Annotated in this window: 22 protein-coding genes; 7 read left to right on the top strand and 15 right to left on the bottom strand. The window is 66.3% G+C overall.

What is annotated here, in order from left to right:
• Positions 1 to 230 precede the first annotated feature (230 nt).
• Positions 231 to 1640 carry a WS/DGAT/MGAT family O-acyltransferase gene (locus tag ACZ50Z_RS11560; RefSeq protein ID WP_464483677.1) on the top strand — a complete coding sequence of 470 codons (1410 nt, stop codon included), beginning with the start codon at positions 231 to 233 and terminating at the stop codon, positions 1638 to 1640.
• 27 nt (positions 1641 to 1667) lie between these two features.
• Here the strand turns inward: ACZ50Z_RS11560 and ACZ50Z_RS11555 are convergent, their stop codons facing one another.
• Entirely contained in the window at positions 1668 to 2378 is a 711-nt protein-coding gene (locus tag ACZ50Z_RS11555; RefSeq protein WP_464483676.1) for a helix-turn-helix transcriptional regulator, read from the bottom strand.
• Positions 2379 to 2462: 84 nt separating this feature from the next.
• Between ACZ50Z_RS11555 and ACZ50Z_RS11550 the strand changes: the two genes are divergently transcribed.
• Positions 2463 to 3230, top strand: a complete 768-nt coding sequence (locus ACZ50Z_RS11550; RefSeq protein ID WP_464483675.1) for a DUF2249 domain-containing protein — start codon at positions 2463 to 2465, stop codon at positions 3228 to 3230.
• Positions 3231 to 3323: 93 nt separating this feature from the next.
• Here ACZ50Z_RS11550 and ACZ50Z_RS11545 read toward each other — a convergent pair whose 3' ends face one another.
• The 7 genes from ACZ50Z_RS11545 to ACZ50Z_RS11515 all read right to left on the bottom strand — a co-directional run bounded on the left by ACZ50Z_RS11545 (position 3324) and on the right by ACZ50Z_RS11515 (position 9952).
• Entirely contained in the window at positions 3324 to 3515 is a 192-nt protein-coding gene (locus tag ACZ50Z_RS11545; protein ID WP_464483674.1) for a ferredoxin, read from the bottom strand.
• A gap of 38 nt (positions 3516 to 3553) precedes the next feature.
• The gene (locus ACZ50Z_RS11540) at positions 3554 to 4027 is read right to left on the bottom strand and encodes a hemerythrin domain-containing protein (protein WP_464483673.1); all 474 of its coding nucleotides are present in this window, start codon (positions 4025 to 4027) and stop codon (positions 3554 to 3556) included.
• A 32-nt stretch (positions 4028 to 4059) separates the two neighbouring features.
• Positions 4060 to 4500 carry an OsmC family peroxiredoxin gene (locus ACZ50Z_RS11535; RefSeq protein WP_464483672.1) on the bottom strand — a complete coding sequence of 147 codons (441 nt, stop codon included), beginning with the start codon at positions 4498 to 4500 and terminating at the stop codon, positions 4060 to 4062.
• A 94-nt stretch (positions 4501 to 4594) separates the two neighbouring features.
• Positions 4595 to 5716 (bottom strand): mandelate racemase/muconate lactonizing enzyme family protein, encoded by a 1122-nt coding sequence (locus ACZ50Z_RS11530; RefSeq protein WP_464483671.1) that lies wholly within the window; start codon positions 5714 to 5716, stop codon positions 4595 to 4597.
• Positions 5717 to 5720: 4 nt separating this feature from the next.
• Positions 5721 to 6047 carry a carboxymuconolactone decarboxylase family protein gene (locus ACZ50Z_RS11525; RefSeq protein WP_464483670.1) on the bottom strand — a complete coding sequence of 109 codons (327 nt, stop codon included), beginning with the start codon at positions 6045 to 6047 and terminating at the stop codon, positions 5721 to 5723.
• Between the two features lie 43 nt (positions 6048 to 6090).
• Positions 6091 to 8886 (bottom strand): aconitate hydratase AcnA, encoded by a 2796-nt coding sequence (gene acnA, locus ACZ50Z_RS11520; protein WP_464483669.1) that lies wholly within the window; start codon positions 8884 to 8886, stop codon positions 6091 to 6093.
• 85 nt (positions 8887 to 8971) lie between these two features.
• Complete coding sequence (locus tag ACZ50Z_RS11515; protein ID WP_464483668.1) at positions 8972 to 9952, bottom strand: Acg family FMN-binding oxidoreductase; 981 nt, start codon at positions 9950 to 9952, stop codon at positions 8972 to 8974.
• 130 nt (positions 9953 to 10082) lie between these two features.
• On the opposite strand from ACZ50Z_RS11515, the gene ACZ50Z_RS11510 reads away from it, so the two are divergent.
• Entirely contained in the window at positions 10083 to 10817 is a 735-nt protein-coding gene (locus ACZ50Z_RS11510; protein ID WP_464483667.1) for a helix-turn-helix transcriptional regulator, read from the top strand.
• Entirely contained in the window at positions 10810 to 11247 is a 438-nt protein-coding gene (locus ACZ50Z_RS11505) for a group III truncated hemoglobin (protein ID WP_464483666.1), read from the top strand. The genes ACZ50Z_RS11510 and ACZ50Z_RS11505 overlap by 8 nt, the downstream gene beginning before the upstream one ends.
• 77 nt (positions 11248 to 11324) lie before the next feature.
• On the opposite strand, the gene ACZ50Z_RS11500 is transcribed toward ACZ50Z_RS11505, so the two are convergent.
• Positions 11325 to 11648, bottom strand: a complete 324-nt coding sequence (locus ACZ50Z_RS11500) for a hypothetical protein (RefSeq protein ID WP_464483665.1) — start codon at positions 11646 to 11648, stop codon at positions 11325 to 11327.
• Between the two features lie 52 nt (positions 11649 to 11700).
• On the opposite strand from ACZ50Z_RS11500, the gene fdxA reads away from it, so the two are divergent.
• Together fdxA and ACZ50Z_RS11490 are read left to right on the top strand one after the other, a co-directional pair.
• Positions 11701 to 12054: a ferredoxin gene (gene fdxA, locus ACZ50Z_RS11495; protein WP_464483664.1), complete on the top strand. Its 354-nt coding sequence runs from the start codon at positions 11701 to 11703 to the stop codon at positions 12052 to 12054.
• 43 nt (positions 12055 to 12097) lie between these two features.
• Positions 12098 to 12526 carry a hypothetical protein gene (locus tag ACZ50Z_RS11490; protein WP_464483663.1) on the top strand — a complete coding sequence of 143 codons (429 nt, stop codon included), beginning with the start codon at positions 12098 to 12100 and terminating at the stop codon, positions 12524 to 12526.
• A gap of 160 nt (positions 12527 to 12686) precedes the next feature.
• Here ACZ50Z_RS11490 and ACZ50Z_RS11485 read toward each other — a convergent pair whose 3' ends face one another.
• The 4 genes from ACZ50Z_RS11485 to ACZ50Z_RS11470 form a co-directional block, all read right to left on the bottom strand.
• On the bottom strand, positions 12687 to 13154 hold the full coding sequence (locus tag ACZ50Z_RS11485) for a GreA/GreB family elongation factor (RefSeq protein ID WP_464483662.1): 468 nt from the start codon (positions 13152 to 13154) through the stop codon (positions 12687 to 12689).
• Positions 13155 to 13259: 105 nt separating this feature from the next.
• Positions 13260 to 14531, bottom strand: a complete 1272-nt coding sequence (locus ACZ50Z_RS11480) for an NAD(P)/FAD-dependent oxidoreductase (RefSeq protein WP_464483661.1) — start codon at positions 14529 to 14531, stop codon at positions 13260 to 13262.
• Positions 14532 to 14663: 132 nt separating this feature from the next.
• Positions 14664 to 15290 carry an Rv1733c family protein gene (locus ACZ50Z_RS11475; protein ID WP_464483660.1) on the bottom strand — a complete coding sequence of 209 codons (627 nt, stop codon included), beginning with the start codon at positions 15288 to 15290 and terminating at the stop codon, positions 14664 to 14666.
• Positions 15291 to 15472: 182 nt separating this feature from the next.
• Positions 15473 to 16996: a PucR family transcriptional regulator gene (locus tag ACZ50Z_RS11470; RefSeq protein WP_464483659.1), complete on the bottom strand. Its 1524-nt coding sequence runs from the start codon at positions 16994 to 16996 to the stop codon at positions 15473 to 15475.
• A gap of 221 nt (positions 16997 to 17217) precedes the next feature.
• On the opposite strand from ACZ50Z_RS11470, the gene ACZ50Z_RS11465 reads away from it, so the two are divergent.
• Complete coding sequence (locus tag ACZ50Z_RS11465; protein WP_464483658.1) at positions 17218 to 18315, top strand: 3-keto-5-aminohexanoate cleavage protein; 1098 nt, start codon at positions 17218 to 17220, stop codon at positions 18313 to 18315.
• Positions 18316 to 18349: 34 nt separating this feature from the next.
• Here the strand turns inward: ACZ50Z_RS11465 and ACZ50Z_RS11460 are convergent, their stop codons facing one another.
• Complete coding sequence (locus ACZ50Z_RS11460; protein WP_464483657.1) at positions 18350 to 19120, bottom strand: slipin family protein; 771 nt, start codon at positions 19118 to 19120, stop codon at positions 18350 to 18352.
• Positions 19117 to 19743 carry a hypothetical protein gene (locus ACZ50Z_RS11455; RefSeq protein ID WP_464483656.1) on the bottom strand — a complete coding sequence of 209 codons (627 nt, stop codon included), beginning with the start codon at positions 19741 to 19743 and terminating at the stop codon, positions 19117 to 19119. The genes ACZ50Z_RS11460 and ACZ50Z_RS11455 overlap by 4 nt, the downstream gene beginning before the upstream one ends.
• Position 19744 lies beyond the last annotated feature (1 nt).

Genomic DNA, 19744 nt, shown 5'->3' with positions numbered 1-19744 from the left:
GCAACTGGTGAAGGGTGTCCGGCACAGATGGTCACCGAGACGGCAATGGCGTCTGAGCGAAAGTCGCTGAGCGCTAATGCGCGGCGCCAGAACATCTTTGACCGGCAATGCCGCCACACCGTTCGGGGGCGACCGCCTCGTTTTGGGGACTTTTGACCCTGCCGTCGCGGCCGCGCCCGGCGGAGAATGGTGTTACGACTAGTTGCAGATAAAGATGGGAGGTGGCGGCCGTGGATCAACTGACAACGCTTGACGCCGGCTTTCTCAAGGCGGAAGACGCCGACCGGCACGTGAGCTTGGCGATCGGCGGCCTGGCGGTGATCGAGGGACCGATCCCGGACCGTGATGCGCTGATGGCGACCCTCGCCGAGCGGATCCGCTTGTGCCCGCGGTTTAAACAGCGCCTACGAACGCGCCCCTTTGACCTCGGTGCACCCGTATGGGTGGACGATCCGGACTTTGATCTCGGTCGTCACGTGCGGCACATCGCCCTACCGCGACCCGGCGACGACCGAGAGTTGTTGCAGCTGGCCGCGGACGTGATCTCCCGCCGCCTCGACCGGGATCGCCCCCTGTGGGAAATCTGGATCATCGAGGGCCTCAGCGACAACCGGTGGGCGATGCTCACCAAGATCCACCACTGCATGGCCGACGGTATCGCCGCCACCCACATGCTTGCCGGTCTGTGCGATGACGGCATCGGCGAGAGCTTCGCAAGTCATATCCGCGGCGCCAAAGAATCTGAACGACAAGGGGTCTCACGCACCAGACAGGGAATCAATCCGTTGAGCATCCTCGGCGGACTGTGGAACACATCGACCGCGATCACGGCCGCCACCGCCCGCACGGCGTTGGGTGCCGCGGAGATTGCTGCCGGTTTGTTGCGTCCCACGACGACGTCGCTGAACGGACCGATAACCACGTTGCGCCGCTACGGGGTCGCGCGGGTTCCCCTGGCCGACATCGCGCAGGTGTGCCAAACCTTCGATGTCACCATCAATGACGTTGCGCTGGCCGCCGTTACGGAGAGTTTCCGCAACATCCTTGTTCAGCGGGGTGAGGCGCCGTTGCCGGACGCGCTGCGTGCGCTCGTGCCGGTGTCGATGCGGTCGGTCGACGCGTTGGACAGGGCGGACAACCGCGTCTCGGTGATGCTGCCGTACCTGCCGGTCGACGAGGAGCACCCGATAGAGCGGCTGCGGGCCGTGCATTCCCGCTTGGGCCGCACGAAGTCTCACGGGCAGAGCCAGGCGGGCCACGCATTCGTGTCGATGGCCAATCGCATTCCATTTCCGCTCACGGCGTGGGCCGTCCGGCTGTTGACCCAGCTGCCGCAGCGCGGCGTCACCACCCTGGCGACGAATGTCCCCGGCCCCCGCCGGCCGCTGCAGCTCATGGGCCGGCGGGTGCTCAGCGTGTTCCCCGTCCCGCCGATCGCCATGCAATTGCGAACCGGGGTGGCGATGCTGAGCTATGCCGAGGATCTGTTCTTCGGCGTCCTGGCCGACTATGAAACCGTCGCCGACATCGATGCGCTGGCCCGCGGGATCGAGCTGGCGGTGGCGCGGCTGGTAGCGATCAGCAAGCAACGCAAACGAACACGCGGTCGCCGGGGACTATCGCTGGTCGTCAACGTCTAGCCCGCACCCGGGGACGGGAACGCACGGTCAGTCGCGATGCCGCACAACCGGATCAGGAAGGAACAAACGGCAGGCACCGGGTTCCGCGAACGGAATGAGGTCCAGGCCCGGCATGTCGGTGACGCCGAGCCGCTCCAGCATTCCCTCGACGATCCCGAGATGGACCTGACAGACGATGGTCGGGTAGCGACGGGCCGCGTCCAGCAGCGGACAGCGGCGCAGCGCGATGCCGCGGCGCGCGTCCGAGGCGCCGGGGTCGTCGTCGGGCGCGAAGCCGAGGCGGGCCAACGCCTCGAGCACCCTCTGCCGCGCATCGCCGCCTGCGTGGCTGCGCTCGTCGAGGAGTTCGCGTCCCCACTCGACGCCTGCGGCGCGCGCGTCGCGCTCGGGCTGGGCACTGGTGCGAGCCAGCTGCCCGGCCAGCGCGGTCGCCAAACCGGCGTAGTCCCGCACCGCCACGGCGGGGTCGGCGGCCGACACCCGATACAACGTGGCCGGACGTCCACGTCCAGCCGTATTGGCGGTGGAGCGTTCGACGAGCCCAAGGGTGACGACCGCGTCGAGATGTTCGCGAACGGTGTTGGCGTGCAAGCCAAGAGCCGCGGCAACCTCAGTGACCCGGACGGGGGAGCGCGCCCGCACGTAGTCGAGCACGCGTAGCCGCTGCCCGGACAGCGCCACGGGCGCCTCCAGCACCGGCGTCGAGCGGGGGCCCAGGACGGCCGGCTCTTTTTTCACGGGATTTATTGTAGTAAATTATTGTGCGTCGCACATTGCAACGAGCTCAGCGCAGCGATCGGGCTCGACGGAGAGGAACCAAACATGCCGGCCAACGATGTGATCGTGGCGTCCACAGCTGCCGATGCCGGCGCCGTCGAAGCCATCACCAGCCACCACGCGCAGCTCGCCGGGCAGCTCGCGGTGCATACCGACGCGATCGTGTCGGCCGCCGAGCGGGGTGCGGGCTTCGAATCGGCGCGGGCCACGGCCCTGGGGTTCCTGGCCGGTGAGCTGCTGCCCCACATCGCTGCCGCGGAGGAAAGGCTGTACCCGGCCGCGACCCGCACCCCACGCGCGCGGCCCCTGATCGAATCGATGATCGCGGCGCACCGCATCATCGGCTCCCTCGTCGACGGCATCCGCACGGAACCGCCGGTGCGCGCGGCCGGTTCCGCCCAAGCCCTGCGGGTGCTGTTCGACGCACACCTGGTCGACGAGAACGAGCGGATCCTGCCGATCGTCGCCGCCGACCCGGATGTATCCCTGGTGGAGGTGACCGAGGGCATCCATGAACTCCTCGGCCACACGCATGCCGCCAACGGCGCCGAGCCATCGCACAATTGCGGCTGCGGCGAAAACGATTCCGACGATCCCGTGCTCGACGTCCGCGAGGTGCCGCATTCGATCCGGCACGCGACGGTGTTCGGCGCGTTCGACGCGGTTCCGGCCGGCGGCGCCCTGGTGCTGGTGGCGCCGCATGACCCGATCCCACTGCTGCACCAACTCAACGACCGGGTTTCGGGGCGGCTCGATGTTTACTACGAGCAGCGCGGGCCGGAGGCGTGGCGGCTGCGGCTGATCAAGCGGTGAGGGGCGACACATTCGAAACGCGGCCCGAATCCCGTTGTTATCAGGTCAATTCGTTAGCCGCGCCTGGACGAGTTAGGCCACGCCTCGAGACCCCTAGTCTTCGCGCGATAGCGCCGCGCGGGGGCACGCGGCGATAGCCTGCTCGGCGAGCGCTTCCTGCCCGGCGGGAACGGGGTCGGTTTTGACCACGGCGTACTCGTCGTCGTCGAGCTCGAACACCTCGGGTGCGATGTTCACACAGAAGGCATTGCCCTCACAGCGATCACGGTCCACTAACACGCGCATTGAGAATCCTCCTTGGGTACTTCAGCGGGCTGAAATCCTCACGCACTGGCCTGCTGACACACCCATCCCTCGGGAGTGCGTCCGGTCTCGATGAACCGGGTCAGCTCCGCGCTCGTGTGCGGCGGCAGGTCGGTGTCGGCGCTCGGATAGATGACCGGCTCCTCTTTGGAGTTGTGCCGGTGAAGCTGGTCCAGCAGCTGCGTGCACGTATCCCTCAGCCGCTGACTGTCTTTCCCGTCAGCGAGCAGCTCGGTCAACTCGCCCATGGTGTGCCACAGCTCGCCGTGCTCACGCATCATCACGAAGATCGGCATCACTATCCCGGCCTCCCGCAGCGGCGGGAACAGGAACACCTCCTCGAGGTAGATGTGCCGGCGCAGCGCATCGAGCGTGTCGGTCATCAGTTCACGCTGCACGCTGCCACAGTCGAGCTTTTCGATGAAAGCCTCAATCGCGTCATCGATTTCGCGGTGTTCTCGCGTCAGTTCGCCAGATAGCGTCAGGCTGGTCATTCGTGGCTCCTCTGCGTCAGGCAGGTTCAGTTCTAGTCAAGTTCGGCGTCGACACTGATCGTGGCGCCGGCGAACAATCGCGACACCGGGCACAGGGCTGCGGCCTGATCGACCACGGCGGCAAACGATTCGGCGTCCAGCCCCGGAACGCTTGCGGTGACTTTCAACTGCGACGTGGTGATGGTCGGAACGCCATCGACCGCGTCCAGGGTCACGGTGGCCGTGACCTCGAGTCGCTGTGGCGGCGTGTTGTTCTCACCTAGCTTCAAGGCCAATGCCATCGAGAAGCACGACGAGTGCGCGGCCGCGGCCAGTTCTTCCGGGCTCGTCTTGCCGCCGGGCTGTTCGGTACGCGACGCCCACGTCAGCGGCAGGCCGTCCAGGGCTCCGCTGCTGCCCTGCGACAGCTTGCCTTCGCCGGAGGCCAGCGCGCCCTCCCACGTGGTCCGCGCGGCGCGTTCTGCGATGCTCATATTTGTCGACCTCTTTCTCTGGTTGGCTGGCATTTATACAAGTCGTACTTGTGTAAACTCTAGACCGTCCCGTCGTGCGTTGGCCAGAGCGTCGTCATGGTGTTGTGCGCCGACGGTAGGCGCTGATGACGTCGGGATCGGGGTCCAGTCCCAGGCCCGGCCCCTGCGGGACCGAAATCCGGCCCGCTTGCGGGATCAGGGCGTCGCCGTAGACCGACGCTTCCAGTTCGAACCAGCGCCACTCGATCATGGAGTCGACGCTGCCCAGCGCAGCGGTCGCATGTAGCGCCGCGAGCAAGCCGGGACCGTCGTAGAAGGAGTGCGTCATCACCGGGATGTTGTGGACGGCCGCCAGGGGAAAGACCTTGCACAACTCGGTGATGCCGCCCATCTTGGCCGGGCTTGGCTGAACAAAATCCACCGCGCCCACGGCGAGCATTCGCTCGAATTCCAGCAGGGTGGAAGCATTCTCGCCGGATGAGATCGGGATCCCGGTGGTGCGTCGCAGTTCGGCGAGACCGTCGAAATTCTCCGGTGGCCACAGTGGCTCCTCGAGAAACTTGAGCCGAATCGTTCTGAGTTCTCCAGCGACAGCACCGGCCTCGGTCAAGGACCAGGGGCAGCCGGCGTCCACGATCAGCTCGACGCCGGGCCCGCCTTCTTCGCGGGCGGCGCGGATCGCCGGCACACCCGCCTCGTGCAGCTTGACCACCTGAAAGCCGGCGTCAACGGCGAGTCGAACCACGACGCGCACCAGCGAGGGGTCGGAATAGCAGGCGAGGCTCGCATAGCACGGCATGGTGGTCGCTCCGCCACCGAGCAGCCCACAGACGGGAGTGTTGGCGAGCTTGCCGGCGATGTCCCATAGGGCGATGTCGACCGCGGAGAGCCCGTAGGTCAACGGACCGCCGCGCCCGAATACGTGCAGCTTCTTTTGAATCTCCAGCATCAGGGGCCCGATTCGCGTGGCGTCCTGGCCAATGCAGAGCGGTGTAATCAGTTGTTCGACAGCGAGTTTGGCCGAGTCGACGGCGCGAAAGCCGAAGGCTTCCCCCCAACCTTCCGTCCCGTCGCGGGTGGTCACCTTGACGAGCAACGAGTCCGCCGCGGACAGCGTGTCTCCCCACAGGGACGCTCCGGGCGTGCTGTCCGCCTTGAGCGGGATACGCAGCGGAATGGTCTCGATCTTGGCGATGACTGCGGCGGGGGAAGGCATGCGGCTATTTGGCGAGTTCCTCGAGGGCCAGTGTGGAGTGGGCGTAGGCGCCGCCGGCCCGCATTTCGGCCGCCACCCAGATGGCTTCCATAATCTCTTCGTCGCTGGCGCCTTTGCGATGGGCGAGCTTGGTGTGGCCCTGAATGCAGTACGGGCACTGGGTGGTGTGTGCCACCGCTACGGCAATGAGTTGTTTGGTTTTCTCCGCCAGGGCGCCCTCGGCGAACACCGCGCGCGAAAACGCCTCGAAAGCCTCGTGGGTGTGTGGGGCGAGTTCCTTGCGACGGTCGTAGATCTCCTGTGTGGCCCGTGGGTATATGCCGTCTGACATGAGCGTCTCCTCGTCGAATTATTGTGTCCGGCAAGCGGTTGGATCACGTTTTGCTGAGCAATTTTCGCAGCACGTACTGCATGATGCCGCCGTGCCGGTAGTAGCCGGCTTCACCGGGTGTGTCGATGCGTACCCTGGCTTCGAACTCGATGTCGCCGGCCTTGACGCGAACGCTGCGTGGCAGCTCATCGTTGAATGCGCTCACCCCGGTGATGTCGAAGGTTTCCTCACCGGTCAAACCCAGCGAGTCGGCATCTTGTCCGTCCGGGAACTGCAGCGGTAACACTCCCATCCCGATCAGGTTGGAGCGGTGGATGCGCTCGTAGGACACCGCCAACACCGCGTGCACACCCAGCAGCAGGGTGCCTTTGGCGGCCCAGTCCCGCGATGAGCCCGAGCCGTACTCTTTGCCGGCCAGGATCACCAGCGGGGTATTGGCGGCGATGTAGTTCACCGAGGCGTCGTAAATGGTGGTGACGGGACCATCAGTTTGGGTGAAGTCACGGGTGAAACCACCCTCGGTGCCCGGGGCAAGTGTGTTGCGCAACCGAATGTTGGCGAAGGTGCCGCGAATCATCACCTCGTGGTTGCCACGCCGCGAGCCGTAGGAGTTGAAGTCCTTGCGCTCAATCCCATGCTGCGACAGGTACTTTCCGGCCGGTGAATCGAACCTGATCGACCCTGCCGGACTGATGTGGTCGGTGGTGACCGAGTCACCCAGCTTGGCCAGCACCCGCGCGCCGGTGATGTCACCGACCGGTTGGGGTTCGGGTGTCATGCCGTCGAAGTAGGGCGGCTGGCGCACGTAGGTGGAGTCGACGTCCCATTGGAAGGTGTCGCTGTCGGGCACCGGAAGCGAACGCCAGTTCTCGTCGCCGGCAAAAACGTCGGCGTAGCTTTCCGCGAACATCTCGGCCTGTAGGTTGTCCCCGACCACGGCGGCGACCTCTTCCGCCGAAGGCCAGATGTCCCGTAGGTATACCGGCTCGCCGTCACTGCCGGTGCCGATCGGGTCGCTCAGCAGGTTGGTGTGCAAGGTGCCCGCCAATGCATACGCCACCACCAATGGGGGAGAGGCCAGGAAATTCATCCGGGTCTCCGGGTGGATGCGGCCCTCGAAGTTGCGGTTGCCCGACAGCACCGAGCACACCGTCAGGTCGTTGTCGGTCACCGCCCGACTCACCTCGGGGATCAGCGGCCCCGAATTGCCTATGCAGGTGGTGCAGCCGTAGCCCACCAGGTTGAACCCGAGTTTGTCCAAATACGGTGTCAGCCCGGACTTTTCGTAGTAGTCGGTGACCACCCGTGAACCGGGGGCGAGTGAGGTCTTGACCCAGGGTTTGCGGGTGAGCCCCTTCTGGACCGCCTTCTTGGCCAGCAGTGCCGCGCCCACCATCACCGACGGGTTGGAGGTGTTGGTGCACGATGTGATCGCCGCGATCACCACGTGACCGTTGTCGACTTCGGTGCTGGTGCCGTCGGACAATTCGACGGCTACGGCGGTCGACGGCCACTCACCCTCGACGCAGTCGGTGTCCGGGGTGCGCGGTCTGCCCGCAGGGCTGCTGGTGTTGCCGAACGCGATCGGGTCACTGGCCGGGAACGAGTCCGCCGAGGCCTCATCGAGTTCGGACAAGGCCTCTTCGGTTGTCTTCGCGCCGCCGAGCAGCGCACCCACGGTCTGCGGCGCCAACCGCAGCGGGATGCGATCCTGCGGCCGTTTCGGCCCGGCGATCGACGGCTCGATGCTGCCCAGGTCCAACTCGAGGACTTGCGAGTAAGTCGGCTCGCGGTCGGGGTCGTGCCACATGCCCTGCTCTTTGGTGTAGGCCTCCACCAGTTTGATCTGATGTTCGGAGCGGCCGGTGAGCCGCAGGTAGTCCAGCGTGACGTGGTCGACGGGGAAGATCGCGCAGGTCGCGCCGTACTCCGGGCTCATGTTGCCGATCGTCGCCCGGTTGGCAAGGGGCACGTTGGCCACCCCGGGACCGAAGAACTCGACGAACTTGCCCACCACACCGGTGCGACGCAGCAGCTCGGCCACGGTCAACACGAGGTCGGTGGCGGTGGTGCCGGCCGGCAGTTCGCCGCTGAGCTTGAGGCCGACGACCGGCGGGACCAACATGCTCATCGGCTGGCCGAGCATGGCCGCCTCAGCCTCGATACCGCCCACGCCCCAGCCCAACACACCCAGCCCGTTGACCATCGGGGTGTGCGAGTCGGTGCCGACCAGGGTGTCGGGATAGGCCAGTGGTCCGGCCGCACTGTCGCGGGTGAACACCACTCGGGCGAGGTACTCCAGGTTGACCTGGTGGCAGATGCCGGTGTCCGGGGGCACCACGGAGAAGTCATCGAACGCCTGCTGTGCCCAGCGCAGCAACTGGTAGCGCTCGGCGTTGCGCTCGAACTCCAGCTCCGCGTTGATCTTGAACGCGTCCGCGCGCCCGAAGACATCGGCGATCACCGAGTGGTCGATCACCAGCTCGGTCGGGCACAGCGGGTTGATCCTCTTCGTGTCGCCGCCCAGCGCGGTGATGGCGTCGCGCATCGCGACCAGGTCGACCACACATGGCACACCGGTGAAGTCCTGCATCAAGACCCGGGCGGGGGTGTAGGCGATCTCCCGGCCGTATTCGGCGGCCGGATCCCAGTCCGCCACTGCCTGGACTTGCCCGGCGGTCACCAGGTGGCCATCTTCATTGCGCAGCAGATCTTCCAGCACAACCTTCAGGCCGTATGGCAGCCGGGCCGAACCGTCAATTCGATCAAGGCGGTGGATGAGGTACGTCTGCTTGTCGACCGTGAGCCGGTCCAGGGTCCCAAAACTGTTCGATGCCATTGCATTCACCTCACCGGTCGTAGGCGATCCTTCACCACCGTAATCAAAGGAAGCCGATCAAAGCGCAGCGGTCGCAGGGCGAGACTCAACTCGTCAGCCGCAATACGTCGGCGAGCGCGCGCCGCGGCGTGGGCGGTGGTGGTGCGTCGAGTGCCGGTGCGACACCTGCCCGGATCAACACCTGCGGGAGGTCGGTGTGGCCCGTGAGTGCCGCGAGCAGCTCACGGCTGACCGATAGCTCGGTCAATTGCGATACGGGGCAGGTGGCCAAGCCGGCCATCGTGCATTCCAAAAGGACGCTCGACAGGACTTCGCCGCACGCCAGCGCGTTGGCGTGGCTGTCGTCTTCGGTGGACAGCATCAGGATCTTCGAGAAATCCCGTGTCACCCTGGCGCGCCTGTCCAGATTGTGGGTGAACGGGAAGTGGCGATTGACGCCCACCCGCTCCGACTCGGCGGCTGATATCAACGAGCTATAGGGGATCCCCTCCGATGTTTCGAACGGCGCTGTCCACCAGTCGAGTTCGAGATGGTACGAGGAGTCGTACAGGCGCAGCGACTCGGTGAACTCGGCGGCTTCGGCCAGGCCCGGGCGCATCTCTTCCGGCAGCACGTCCAACCGCACCGGGCCGGTGTCGATGTTGCGGCGGAGCGAGGCCTCCAACGGGTCCCAGTCGACCGGTGCGAGGAACGGGAGTCGGTCGGTCCGGCGTCGCAGGATCGCGTCGGCGCGGCGACGCTGCTCGTCGGTCACGCCGTCCGCGGGGGCGAATGTCACCCTGGCCAGGTGCGCACGATTGGCCGGATCGGGAAATCGGTCGATTTCGGCGATCCAGCCCGCGGCGGCCATCGCCACCCGAAGATGTTCGAGCGCACCGCCGCAACCGATGTGGGCCTCGCGCATCGATCGATCCGCGTGCACGACGCGGTTCGCGTCGAGAAACAGGTCCAGCCGAGGGCCGTCGGCCACCCACCGCCACGGTTGGGTGTTGTACAGCGACGGGGCGCGGCAGGCCAACTCGACCGCGTTCTCGATGAGCTTGGTTTCCACCATGGCGTCCAACACGGCGCACCTCCGGTTCCTCTGCTGCCCCAATGCCGTTCGCTACTGGCGACATCTGTGGCGTGCGGTGCTATTATTAATGAATAATATCCTCGAAATAGCTGGAAGGCAACCGAACGAGAGGGCGGACGGGGTGGACGAGCACAACGGAGACGAGGCCGGTCGGCCGCACCGCGCGGCGCAGACCCGGCAGCGTCAACGGGTTCTTGAACTGGTGCGCGAGCATGACGAGCCGGTCGATGCGGCCGAACTCGCCGCGCGGATCGGGCTGCACACGACGACGGTGCGTTTCCACCTTGACGCGTTGTGTGCTGAGGGACTAGTCGAGCGGACGCGGATCACGCGAACCGGTGTGGGCCGTCCCCGGACCGGTTACCGCGCGGTGCGCGAGCGGCTGGACTACCGAATACTGGCCGAGATATTGGCCCTGGAACTCGGCGATACCGCCGACAAGAGGCGCCGCCGCGCCGAAGCCGCGGGCCGACGCTGGGCTGAGCGGATCACCGACGACGTGCCACACGAAGACGCTGCGGGACAACGTGTTCCAGCCGGTGCGGCACCGAAGAAGGCCGCTGAGGAGCGCTCGGCGATGATCACGACGGTGTTCGACAGGATGGGATTCGGTCCCGAGCCGGTTCCGGCTCAAAAATCGACCCGTAGCAACCGGCGAACGATTCGCCTGCACAGCTGCCCGGTCCGCGATCTGGCGCGTGACCACCCCGAGGTGGCGTGCGCGTTGCACCGCGGCCTGCTACAGGGCTTGGCCGGCCCGACGAAGCCGGTCGGTTCGGCGCCGGGGATGCACGTCGAGCTGGAGCCGTTCGTCGAACCCGAATTGTGCCTCGCCACGGTGATCGCGCATGACTGAGTTGTGTGTTCCCGTTGGCCAGGCGGACGCAGATCTGGTCACCCGCGCGGACGTCGAGGCGCTGTTGCGCCGGTTTTACGGGAGGGTGATGGTCGACGACATCCTCGCCGAACCCTTCTCGGAGTTGCGCAGCAAGGGCCTTGAGTCGCACATCCCGGTGATGGCCGACTTCTGGGAGACGGCGCTCTTTCGCGCCGGACTGTACCGGGGCAGCGCATTGCACGCCCACCGGCACGTCCATCAACGAATCCCGTTGGGCGACAGTCACTTTGTCCGCTGGCTGACCGTATGGAACCACACCGTCGATGAGATGTTCCGGGGACCCATCGCCGAGCGGGCGAAGATCCAGGGCGCCCGGATCGCCTGGGCGATGCACCGACGGCTGACGGGCGCGGACTCGCCGGAACTTGACAGCCTCGTTCCGCGCTGAACCCGGATAAGACCTACCTCCGGCGAAAGATACTGCGCCCCAGGTGAGTTGTCGTTGGCGCGCTCCTTGCCCGTGATCTACGGGGGCAGGATTCCCCACTTCTGGTTCACAGTCACATAGCGAAGTCCGTCCGCGCCGGCGATGAACTGCGGATGCGCCCGACCGGGCAGCCATAGCACGGTGCCGGGCGCCAGTTGGATCGTGCCCTCGGCGGTGATGAGCCGACCGCTGCCGGACAGCACATGGATCACGGCGTCGACTTCGGTTCCGGTGGTGTCGATTTCGCGATGGGGCGGAAGCGTGACGATGTTCCAGTCCAGGCCGCGTTCGCGCATGCCGGACTTGGGCAGCCGCGCGGCGTCGAGTTCGTTGTCGGCCAGGGGTTTCATGTTCTCGGTCATCGGAGCCCACTCCATCTGGTTTATACAATCGCACTTGTGTAAACTCTACGGCATGGCATATGTGATAGGGAAGCCATGCGTGGACGTGATGGATCGGGCCTGCGTCGAGGAGTGCCCGGTCGACTGCATCTACGAGGGTGGCCGCGCGCTGTACATTCATCCCGACGAGTGCGTGGATTGCGGGGCGTGCGAACCCGTTTGCCCCGTCGAGGCGATCTACTACGAAGACGACCTGCCCGAGGAGTTGCAGCCGTATCAGGCGGACAACGCGGCCTTCTTTTCCGAAACGCTGGAAGGCCGCGACGAGCCCCTCGGGTCGCCGGGTGGGGCCGCCAAGATCGGCCCCCTCGGCGTCGACACACCGCTGGTGGCCAACCTGCCCAAGCAGGAACCCGAGCAAGCGTGAGCGCGGTCGTCATGCCACGCGAGGAGCCGCTGGGAATCTCGGGGTGAACGCCGAGAGCGCAATCGCCGTCGGCTTGACCTTCGTGTGGTTGGGAATGGTGCTGGCGATCTCTTTTCTGGAGGCGCCGTTGAAGTTCCGGGCGCCCAATGTGACGAGGCAGATCGGGCTCGGGATCGGGCGACTGGTCTTCCGCGCACTCAACAGCGTCGAGGTCATCTTCGCCATCGTGCTCGCGGCGCTGATTCTGGCCAAGCCGCCGCCGGCGGGCGTTATCGCGGCACTCCTGACCGCCGTCGCGATGCTCGCCGCGCAGTTGATGGTCGTGCGACCATTTTTGAACCAGCGCTCCGCCAAGGTCCTCGCCGGCCTGAATGCACCGCGCTCACGCGGTCACTATGCCTACGTGGGCCTGGAGACGGTCAAGGCGATCGCCTTGGTAGTCGCGGGCGTGCTTCTCCTTGTCGCCTCGTGACGTGAATCCTCGCCTCGGAGCGAGGTTTTGACAGGCGCACGGACGCTGCCCCGGGTCTCACATCCGCCCGTACGCCACGGCCATCAGGAGGAAGATTCCCGCGACCAGAAGAAACATCGTCGCCAGCGGGTCGATCACATCGAAAATCATGGGATCGCCGTCAGCTGAGGCCCGCGAGGTGAACACCGTAGGGGACGGCCTTCAGGAGGGTGACGCTGAGCGCGACACCGCTGGGCAGGGTGTAGGTGCGCTGCTCGCCGGGACGCGCACCGGCGATGGCGGCGCCCAGCGGTGATCGGATCGAATAGACCTCCATGCCACCGTATTCGGCGCCCCGCACGCTGAACAGAAACGTTTCGACCTCGCCGGTGTCGTCGTAGCGGATGGTCAAGACCATGCCGGGCTCGGCGATCCCGTCGTCGGGTGGATCCTCACCGACGACTGCGTCGACCAACAACTCGTGAATCCGTCGAATGCGCACCTGCCACGCACGTTGGACAGCGATCGAATTGTCGTCATTGGCACTGCCGACGGCGTTGGTGTCACACAACTCCCGCAGCGTCGCCAGTTCCCGTTGGAGCCGCTCGTAGGCCTGCGGCGAAATCCATGCGGGTTGAGTGCTGGTCATATCTTTTCCCTTTCTTCTGACAGCGTTCGAGTGCGCAAGAATGTGGGGCCGGTCCCGACGACGCGGCGCTCTCGCGGGTGAGCCGCGGAAGGGTTGATGTCGGGGCTATCGGGCGGCGTTGCGGAGCGTTCTGTTCCGCGGGTCGAACTCGGCGAGAGCTTGGGGCTGCTTGCCGGTGGTGATTTGTTCCGCCAGCAGCCGCCCGGTCACCGGCCCGTGCGCCAAACCCCACATGCCGTGCCCGCCGGCCACGTAGACGCCACGCGCCAGCTCACCGATCAGTGGGCGGCCATCGGGGGTGACGGTGCAGGCACCGACCCACACGTTGCTGCGCGCGGCCCAATCCACTCCATCCAGCAGGGAACTGGCGGCGGTGGCGATGGCCTCCACCCGCTCGCGCGGGTGCGGCTGGTTGCGGCGGCGGAATTCCAGGGCACCTGAAACGCGCAGCGCGCCTTTGTAGGGCGTACACGCCACCCGGATGTCCGGCAGGTAGATGGGCGCCAGTATCGGGCGTTTTACGGGCGCGGTGAACGAGTAGCCGTTCTGGGCCTGGACCGGGACGCGCAGCCAGCGACCGGCCAACCGCGATAACCGATCACCGGTGGCGATGACCGCGGCATCGGCGGTCAGGGGGTCACCGCGGCGCGGGTGCACCGCGGCGCCATTCGAAAAGCCGTGAACGTCGTCGACTTCCAGCCTGTGCATCGCCGCCCCGCGGGCCATCACCGAGCGGCCCAGGGCTTCGACGAATCGTCGGGGATCGACGAATCGCTGGCCATTGATGTTCAGCCCCGCGGTGACTGCCGGCGAGGCCAGGGGCACCTGCTCGCGCAACGCCGCGCCGGAAAGTGCGGTGACATACATTGGCTGTCCGGCGTTTTCGATCTGCCGCAGCATTTCCAGCATGCGCTGCGCTTCTTTGGTGCTGCGAAACAGCGCGGTGATCGGCGCGTCGGTGACCGGTGTGTCGACCCCATTGGCGATCAACACATCGAAGGCCTCGATGCAGTCCTCGTTGAGCGCCACGCCGGCCCGCAAGACCCGCCGCGGCGACGAACTCCGATAAGACCGCGACAGCTGCATGAAAAAAGCCCCCAGGTGCGCGCCCACGCTCGACGGCGTCTGTGTCGGCGCCACCGGATCGCGAAGGGCCTGCAACTCGTCGCGCAGCCCACCCGACGGCGGCAGCGTCAGTGCCGGAGCAATCCATCCCGCATTACCCCACGACGCACCCGCGGCAACCCCCGTGCGATCGATCACCGTGACGTCGACGCCACGTTCCTGGAGGAACCACGCCGTGGACAGGCCGACGATGCCGGCGCCCACGACGATCACCGATCGGGGTCCGCCGTCAATCGGTTCGACGCCACCCATCCCGCACCTCCGCAGCTGGTCTTGTGATTGGTGAAGTCCATGGTGGTGTGGGCGGGTGCCGCTGTGTTTGCCGGAATCCGACAACGCGGGCGTGGACCGTTGTTCGGACCCGACAACGCGGTTGCCGTTACCTCACCGATGCCCGACCAGGCTGTCGAAGTCCCGTTGCCATCGGGCGTAGCGCGACCGGTCGAGCGCGACGCGGACGGCGCCGAATAAGCCCGCTGCCAACAAACTCATGGTGGACCAGGTCGCCACGGCGAACGCCACACCCGCGTCGACGGCGGTCCGGACGGGCGGGCGCACCGGTTCGCCCTTCTCGTCGACCCAAACCTCAATCGCGTCACCGGTTTTCACGTTCAAGGGGGCGGTGACGTCGCCGGTGTGCTCGATGCCGTCGACCGACCATCGCGCGGGCACCGTCACCGTTGGGCTTTCGAGATCCCTGCGCGGGTGGCTGTCCCCGATAGACGTCGCCGTCACCTGTCGGTGAGGCTGGGCCTGTTCAGCGTGAACGCGACTGGTGGACTCGTGGACAGCGGTGCCCACGGCGGCCCCGATAGGTACCGCCAGCAGCGAGATCGCTATGGCCAACACCAACATCAGCGCCTCCAGCCGGTCGCTGGCGCGGATCAGCGGGTTGCGTCCGAACAACCGCGACGACAGTCTCCGCGGCAGCGGCACGGTGAAGCTCTCCATGGCGGCGCCGTCGTCCGGGTCGCCGGCGGGCCGAAGATGATCGGGACGTTGGGTGCTCATCGGATGTTTCCTATCGACGGGTCGGCGCGGTTCGAGGTCGCACACGGCGGCCGGAAACACGCCGCCACACGAACCCGGCCACACGTGGACAACCCCATGATCGCGAGGACGATCGCCACGAGGTTTGCCGATACGAGACAACCATGCTGCGGTGCTTTGTCGGATCTCGACAGCGCCGTCGCTCAATCGATGTCGGTGGCCGCGAGCTCGATCATCATCGCCAGCCGCTTTCTCGCGTCGTCCAACGACAGGTTGGTGATCTCGGCCATTTTGCGCAGCCGGTAACGGACGGTGTTCTCGTGCACTCCCAGACGTTCGCCGGCCTCGGTCGGGTCGCCCTGGGCCTGTAGCCACGCCCGCAGCGTGAGCACGTAGTCGGTGCCGTTGGCCTGGTCATGGCGACGCAGTTCGGCCACCGGCCCGCGGGTCGGCGCGCGCCCTGAGCGTGCCGCGGCCCGCAGCCGCTGCAGCAGGATGTCGTCCCACGACTCGTCGTAGGCCGGGGGTGCGGCAGCCGGTGACATCTCGTGCAACGCCAGGCATTCGTCGGCCTCCTGGCGTGCGGCGGCCAGGTCTGCCACCTCAGCCACACCGCTGACCCCGGCGATCACCGTGACCTGCTCGGGCAGGGCCGCTTGCAACGTGGTCACCCAGCGTCGCGCCGCCGCCGCGTCCTCGCCGGGGAGCACGGTGTAGACGATGTTGCCCGCCAAAGCGCTGCGCCCCGGCCGTGACCAACCGAACCCCGTGGTGGCACGCTCGAATGCCAACAGCAACGCTGCATCGCGGTCGATGCCGACGAACGCCTGCACCGCGATCACGCGCAAACCGTTGTGCGCCAGGCCCAGCCTGCTCGCCACCGTGGGCGCGTCGGCGGCGCCCTCCAGCAACCGGATCACCAGCTCGGATTCGACCTGTCGCTCCAGATCGGCGCTCGCTCGTGACCGCAGCAGGTGCAGGGCCACGGTCTGCGCGCCATCGGCCAGGGCCCGCCGCGCAGCGTCGTCCAGCGGGGCCGGGCACGCCACCCACACCGACCCGATCAGTTCCGCGCCGGATCGCACCGCCGCCACCATGCGCCCGGTCAAGCCCTGGTCAGGGGCCTCGGCGATGAACAGTGGTTCGTCGGAGACGGACAGGTGCGCGGGCACCCCCCGCGCATCGAACAGCGCGCGTAGCGGTTCCGGTGTCTGCCGTCCGAGGATCGTCTCGACCCGGGCCGGGTCCGCGTGCTGCTGCAGCCTCGAGTACGCCAACACCCGCAACAGCCGATCGTGGATGACGACGGCGCTGCCGATCGCGTCTGCCAAACTGTCGGCCAACGCGAACAGGTCTGTTGGGCCGCGCCCGGATTCAGTCTCGCGGCCTTCCAGCACCAAGCCGTAGACCACCGCCGCGACCGCACTCCATGACACCTTTTCATCGAGGACCATCACCGCGCCGACGTCGCTGTTGCTGTCGAACGTCACCGGTATCTCACCGTCGCGCACCACCACCACGACCGCGCGCGCCGCCGCCGCCCAGCGCACCGCCTCGTCGAGTGAGGCGGCGCCGATGGCCAGCAATACGTCGCCCACCACCGGGCGTTCCGTGGGCGGCTCGTGGACGACCACGCTGCGCAGCTCAGTCGACCGGGGCACCGACGACCAACGCAGTCGGACGCCATACCCACCCAGGACGTTCACCAGGCGGTCCAGTGTGATCATGCGCCGGCTCCAACGATGTTCAAGAAGCGAGTGGTAGGTGGTGCTTCGTATTGTGCCCCCGGATCGCGAGCGCCAAGACGTTTGTGGCGTTCTGGTCAACGCGCACGACGACGTCTAGACTTTTCACAATTTGACTTGTAAAAACATAGGACGGGATACCGCGCGGCCACGATCAGCCACCGGCCGGCGACGGGTCCCTGCCAAGAAAGGGCAGCAACGCAATGAGTTTTCGCGACGACGGCAAGGTGTACCTCGAGGTCGGGGTCAACGACGACGTCAGCAAGGACGAAAACCCGAACGTGCCCTACGGCGCCGAAGAGACGGCCCGCGATGTGGTCGAGTGCATTCAGCGCGGCGCCACGGCCGTCCAATTCCATGCGCGCTACGACGACGGTCGACAGGCGTGGTCCGACGACGAGGTCTCGCGAACCATCCTGGCCACGGCGGCTCGAGACGTCGACCCGTTGGCCTACCCCGGATACTCCGGAAGCCTGGACCACATCTGGGCGCTGACCGAACACCCGCCCGCCGGCACCGGACTGCTATTCGCGCCCTTCGACCCCGCTCAACACGTCAAGCGCGTGCTGTGGCAGGAGGACGAAAACCAGTTCAAGGTGGTCGATTCCGACGATTCGAACGGCTCTGCGCCGTCTTACCCGCCCGAGCTCGACCGTTTCACCAAGCTGGGTCTGGTGCCCAGCATCGCCGTGTTCAACGACGTCGACCTACGTTGGGTGATACTTGCCGCCCGCGTCGGGATCTTGCGGCAGCCACTGAACATCAAGTTGTTCTTCTCCGATCGCTGGGTCTCGTATAGCGATCCCGACCCCGACGTCCTCGACTTTTTGGTCTCGCGCATCCCGAAGTGGATCGACCACGAGATCGTCGTGGTGCCGTATGGCATGAGCTCCGCCGAACGGCGCCAAGAGCTTTGGGAGCATGCCCTCAACCGCGGGCTCGGCATCCGGGTGGGCATCGGGGATTGCCCATCGATATCGCGGACCGCCACCAACGCCCAACTGGTGGATCGCGCGGTCAATCTCGTGACCAAGCGGGACCTCGCCCCGGCCACGCAGCAGGACGTGCGCTCCCGCTTCGCCCCACCCGAGGTGGACGAAAGCGAGTTGGTAAGGGTGGTCGTCAACCGGAATCGGTGCATGGGGTGGGGGGTCTGCTACTCGCATGCGCCGGAGATCTACCAACCCGATGCCGAGGGTTACTGCGTCGTCGTCAAGCCCCACGTCGACCCCAGCCTGCTGGAGAAGGCCATCGAGGGCGCGGCGAGCTGCCCGGAACGGGCGATCCGCGTCGAGTTGTGACACCGTCTCGGCCGCGGACGCTGCTGCGCGTGCCTTACGACGGGGGCGTGACCGAGCGCTGCAGGAAAGGCGTGAGGATGTCGACGGGCAGGGGGAACACGACGGTCGAGTTCTGGTCGGCGCCCAGTTCCAAAAGTGTTTGCAGGTACCGGAGTTGAAGCGAGGCCGGATTCTTCGACAGGGTCTCGGCGGCCTGGCGCAGCTCGTCGGACGCTTGTAGTTCGCCGCGGGCGTTGATGACCTTGGCGCGTCGTTCGCGTTCGGCCTCGGCCTCGCGGGCCATCGCCCGCTGCATGGATTCGGGGATTTCGACGTCCTTGATCTCCACGACGCGGACCTCGATACCCCAGGGTAGGGTCTGCGCCTCGATGATGGTCCGAAGATCGTTGTTGAGATCCTCGCGTTGGGCCAGCAGGGTGTCCAGGTCTGCGCGGCCCAGCAGTGAGCGCAGGGTGGTCTGGGCGATCTGTGAGGTGGCGACCGCGTAGTTCTCCACGGCGAGAATCGCTTTGAGGGGCTCGACCACCTGGAACATCACCACCGCGTTGACCCGGGCGGGGACGTTGTCACGGGTGATCACCTCCTGCGGGGGGATGGTCAACGTCACCACCCGCTGATCGACCCGGATCATCTTGTCCACCAGAGGAATCAAGCACCGCAACCCCGGCCCGTAGAGCGGGCGGGCATGTCCCATCCGGAACACCACGCCACGCTCGTATTCGCGCACCACGGCCAGCGAAAGAAATGCCAGCACGATCAGCAGCACCGCCGTCGTCACCCCGGCGACGACCAGCAGCGCGCTCACGGCGCGGTGTCCTTGTCCGATCGGCCTGTGCCCCAGCGGGTTGAATAACGGTCGACCGCGATGGCCACCTGCTCTTCCATCCCGGAGCGGTGTGCCACCTGCTCGGGAGCGTTGGACGGGGTACGCCACAAATGGCCTGCCAGCGGCAACCCTGCGGCCGCCACGACGGTTACGACGCCGATCAGCACCAGCAGGTCTGCGGGGGAGTGCAGCCTGGCAAGCATCACGAGCGGCATCACCACTCCCAAAGCGGCTACACAGCAAGCGATGCCGCGGTGAAAGCGTCCGGCTTCGGAATGCGGCCAGGGGTCGATCTCGCGGCTGATCTCGCGCCCGTGCTCTGAGGTCGTACACGTCGATTTGACCGGGCAGCTGTTGCAGACGCTCGGCTTCGCCCGATAACGCATCACCCGATGCTTCGGATCGAAGGAGCTCGGCCACAGCCACTGGTCCTCGGGGCACACCCACGCGTCATGGTCGGCGTGGTAACGGAATTGGCCGCTGCGCCATTGCGCGGCGCGCTGCGACACGCGCCGCGCCATCACGTCGACACCCCAAGCGGTGGCCACCAGCGCCAGTGCATACCCGGCAACCAGCCATGCGGCGACGGTAGGGGATGCCATC

This window comes from Mycobacterium sp. NTMscope_MAC_269 (genome assembly GCF_976985695.1).
This window is presented reverse-complemented; position numbering and strand designations above follow the sequence as displayed.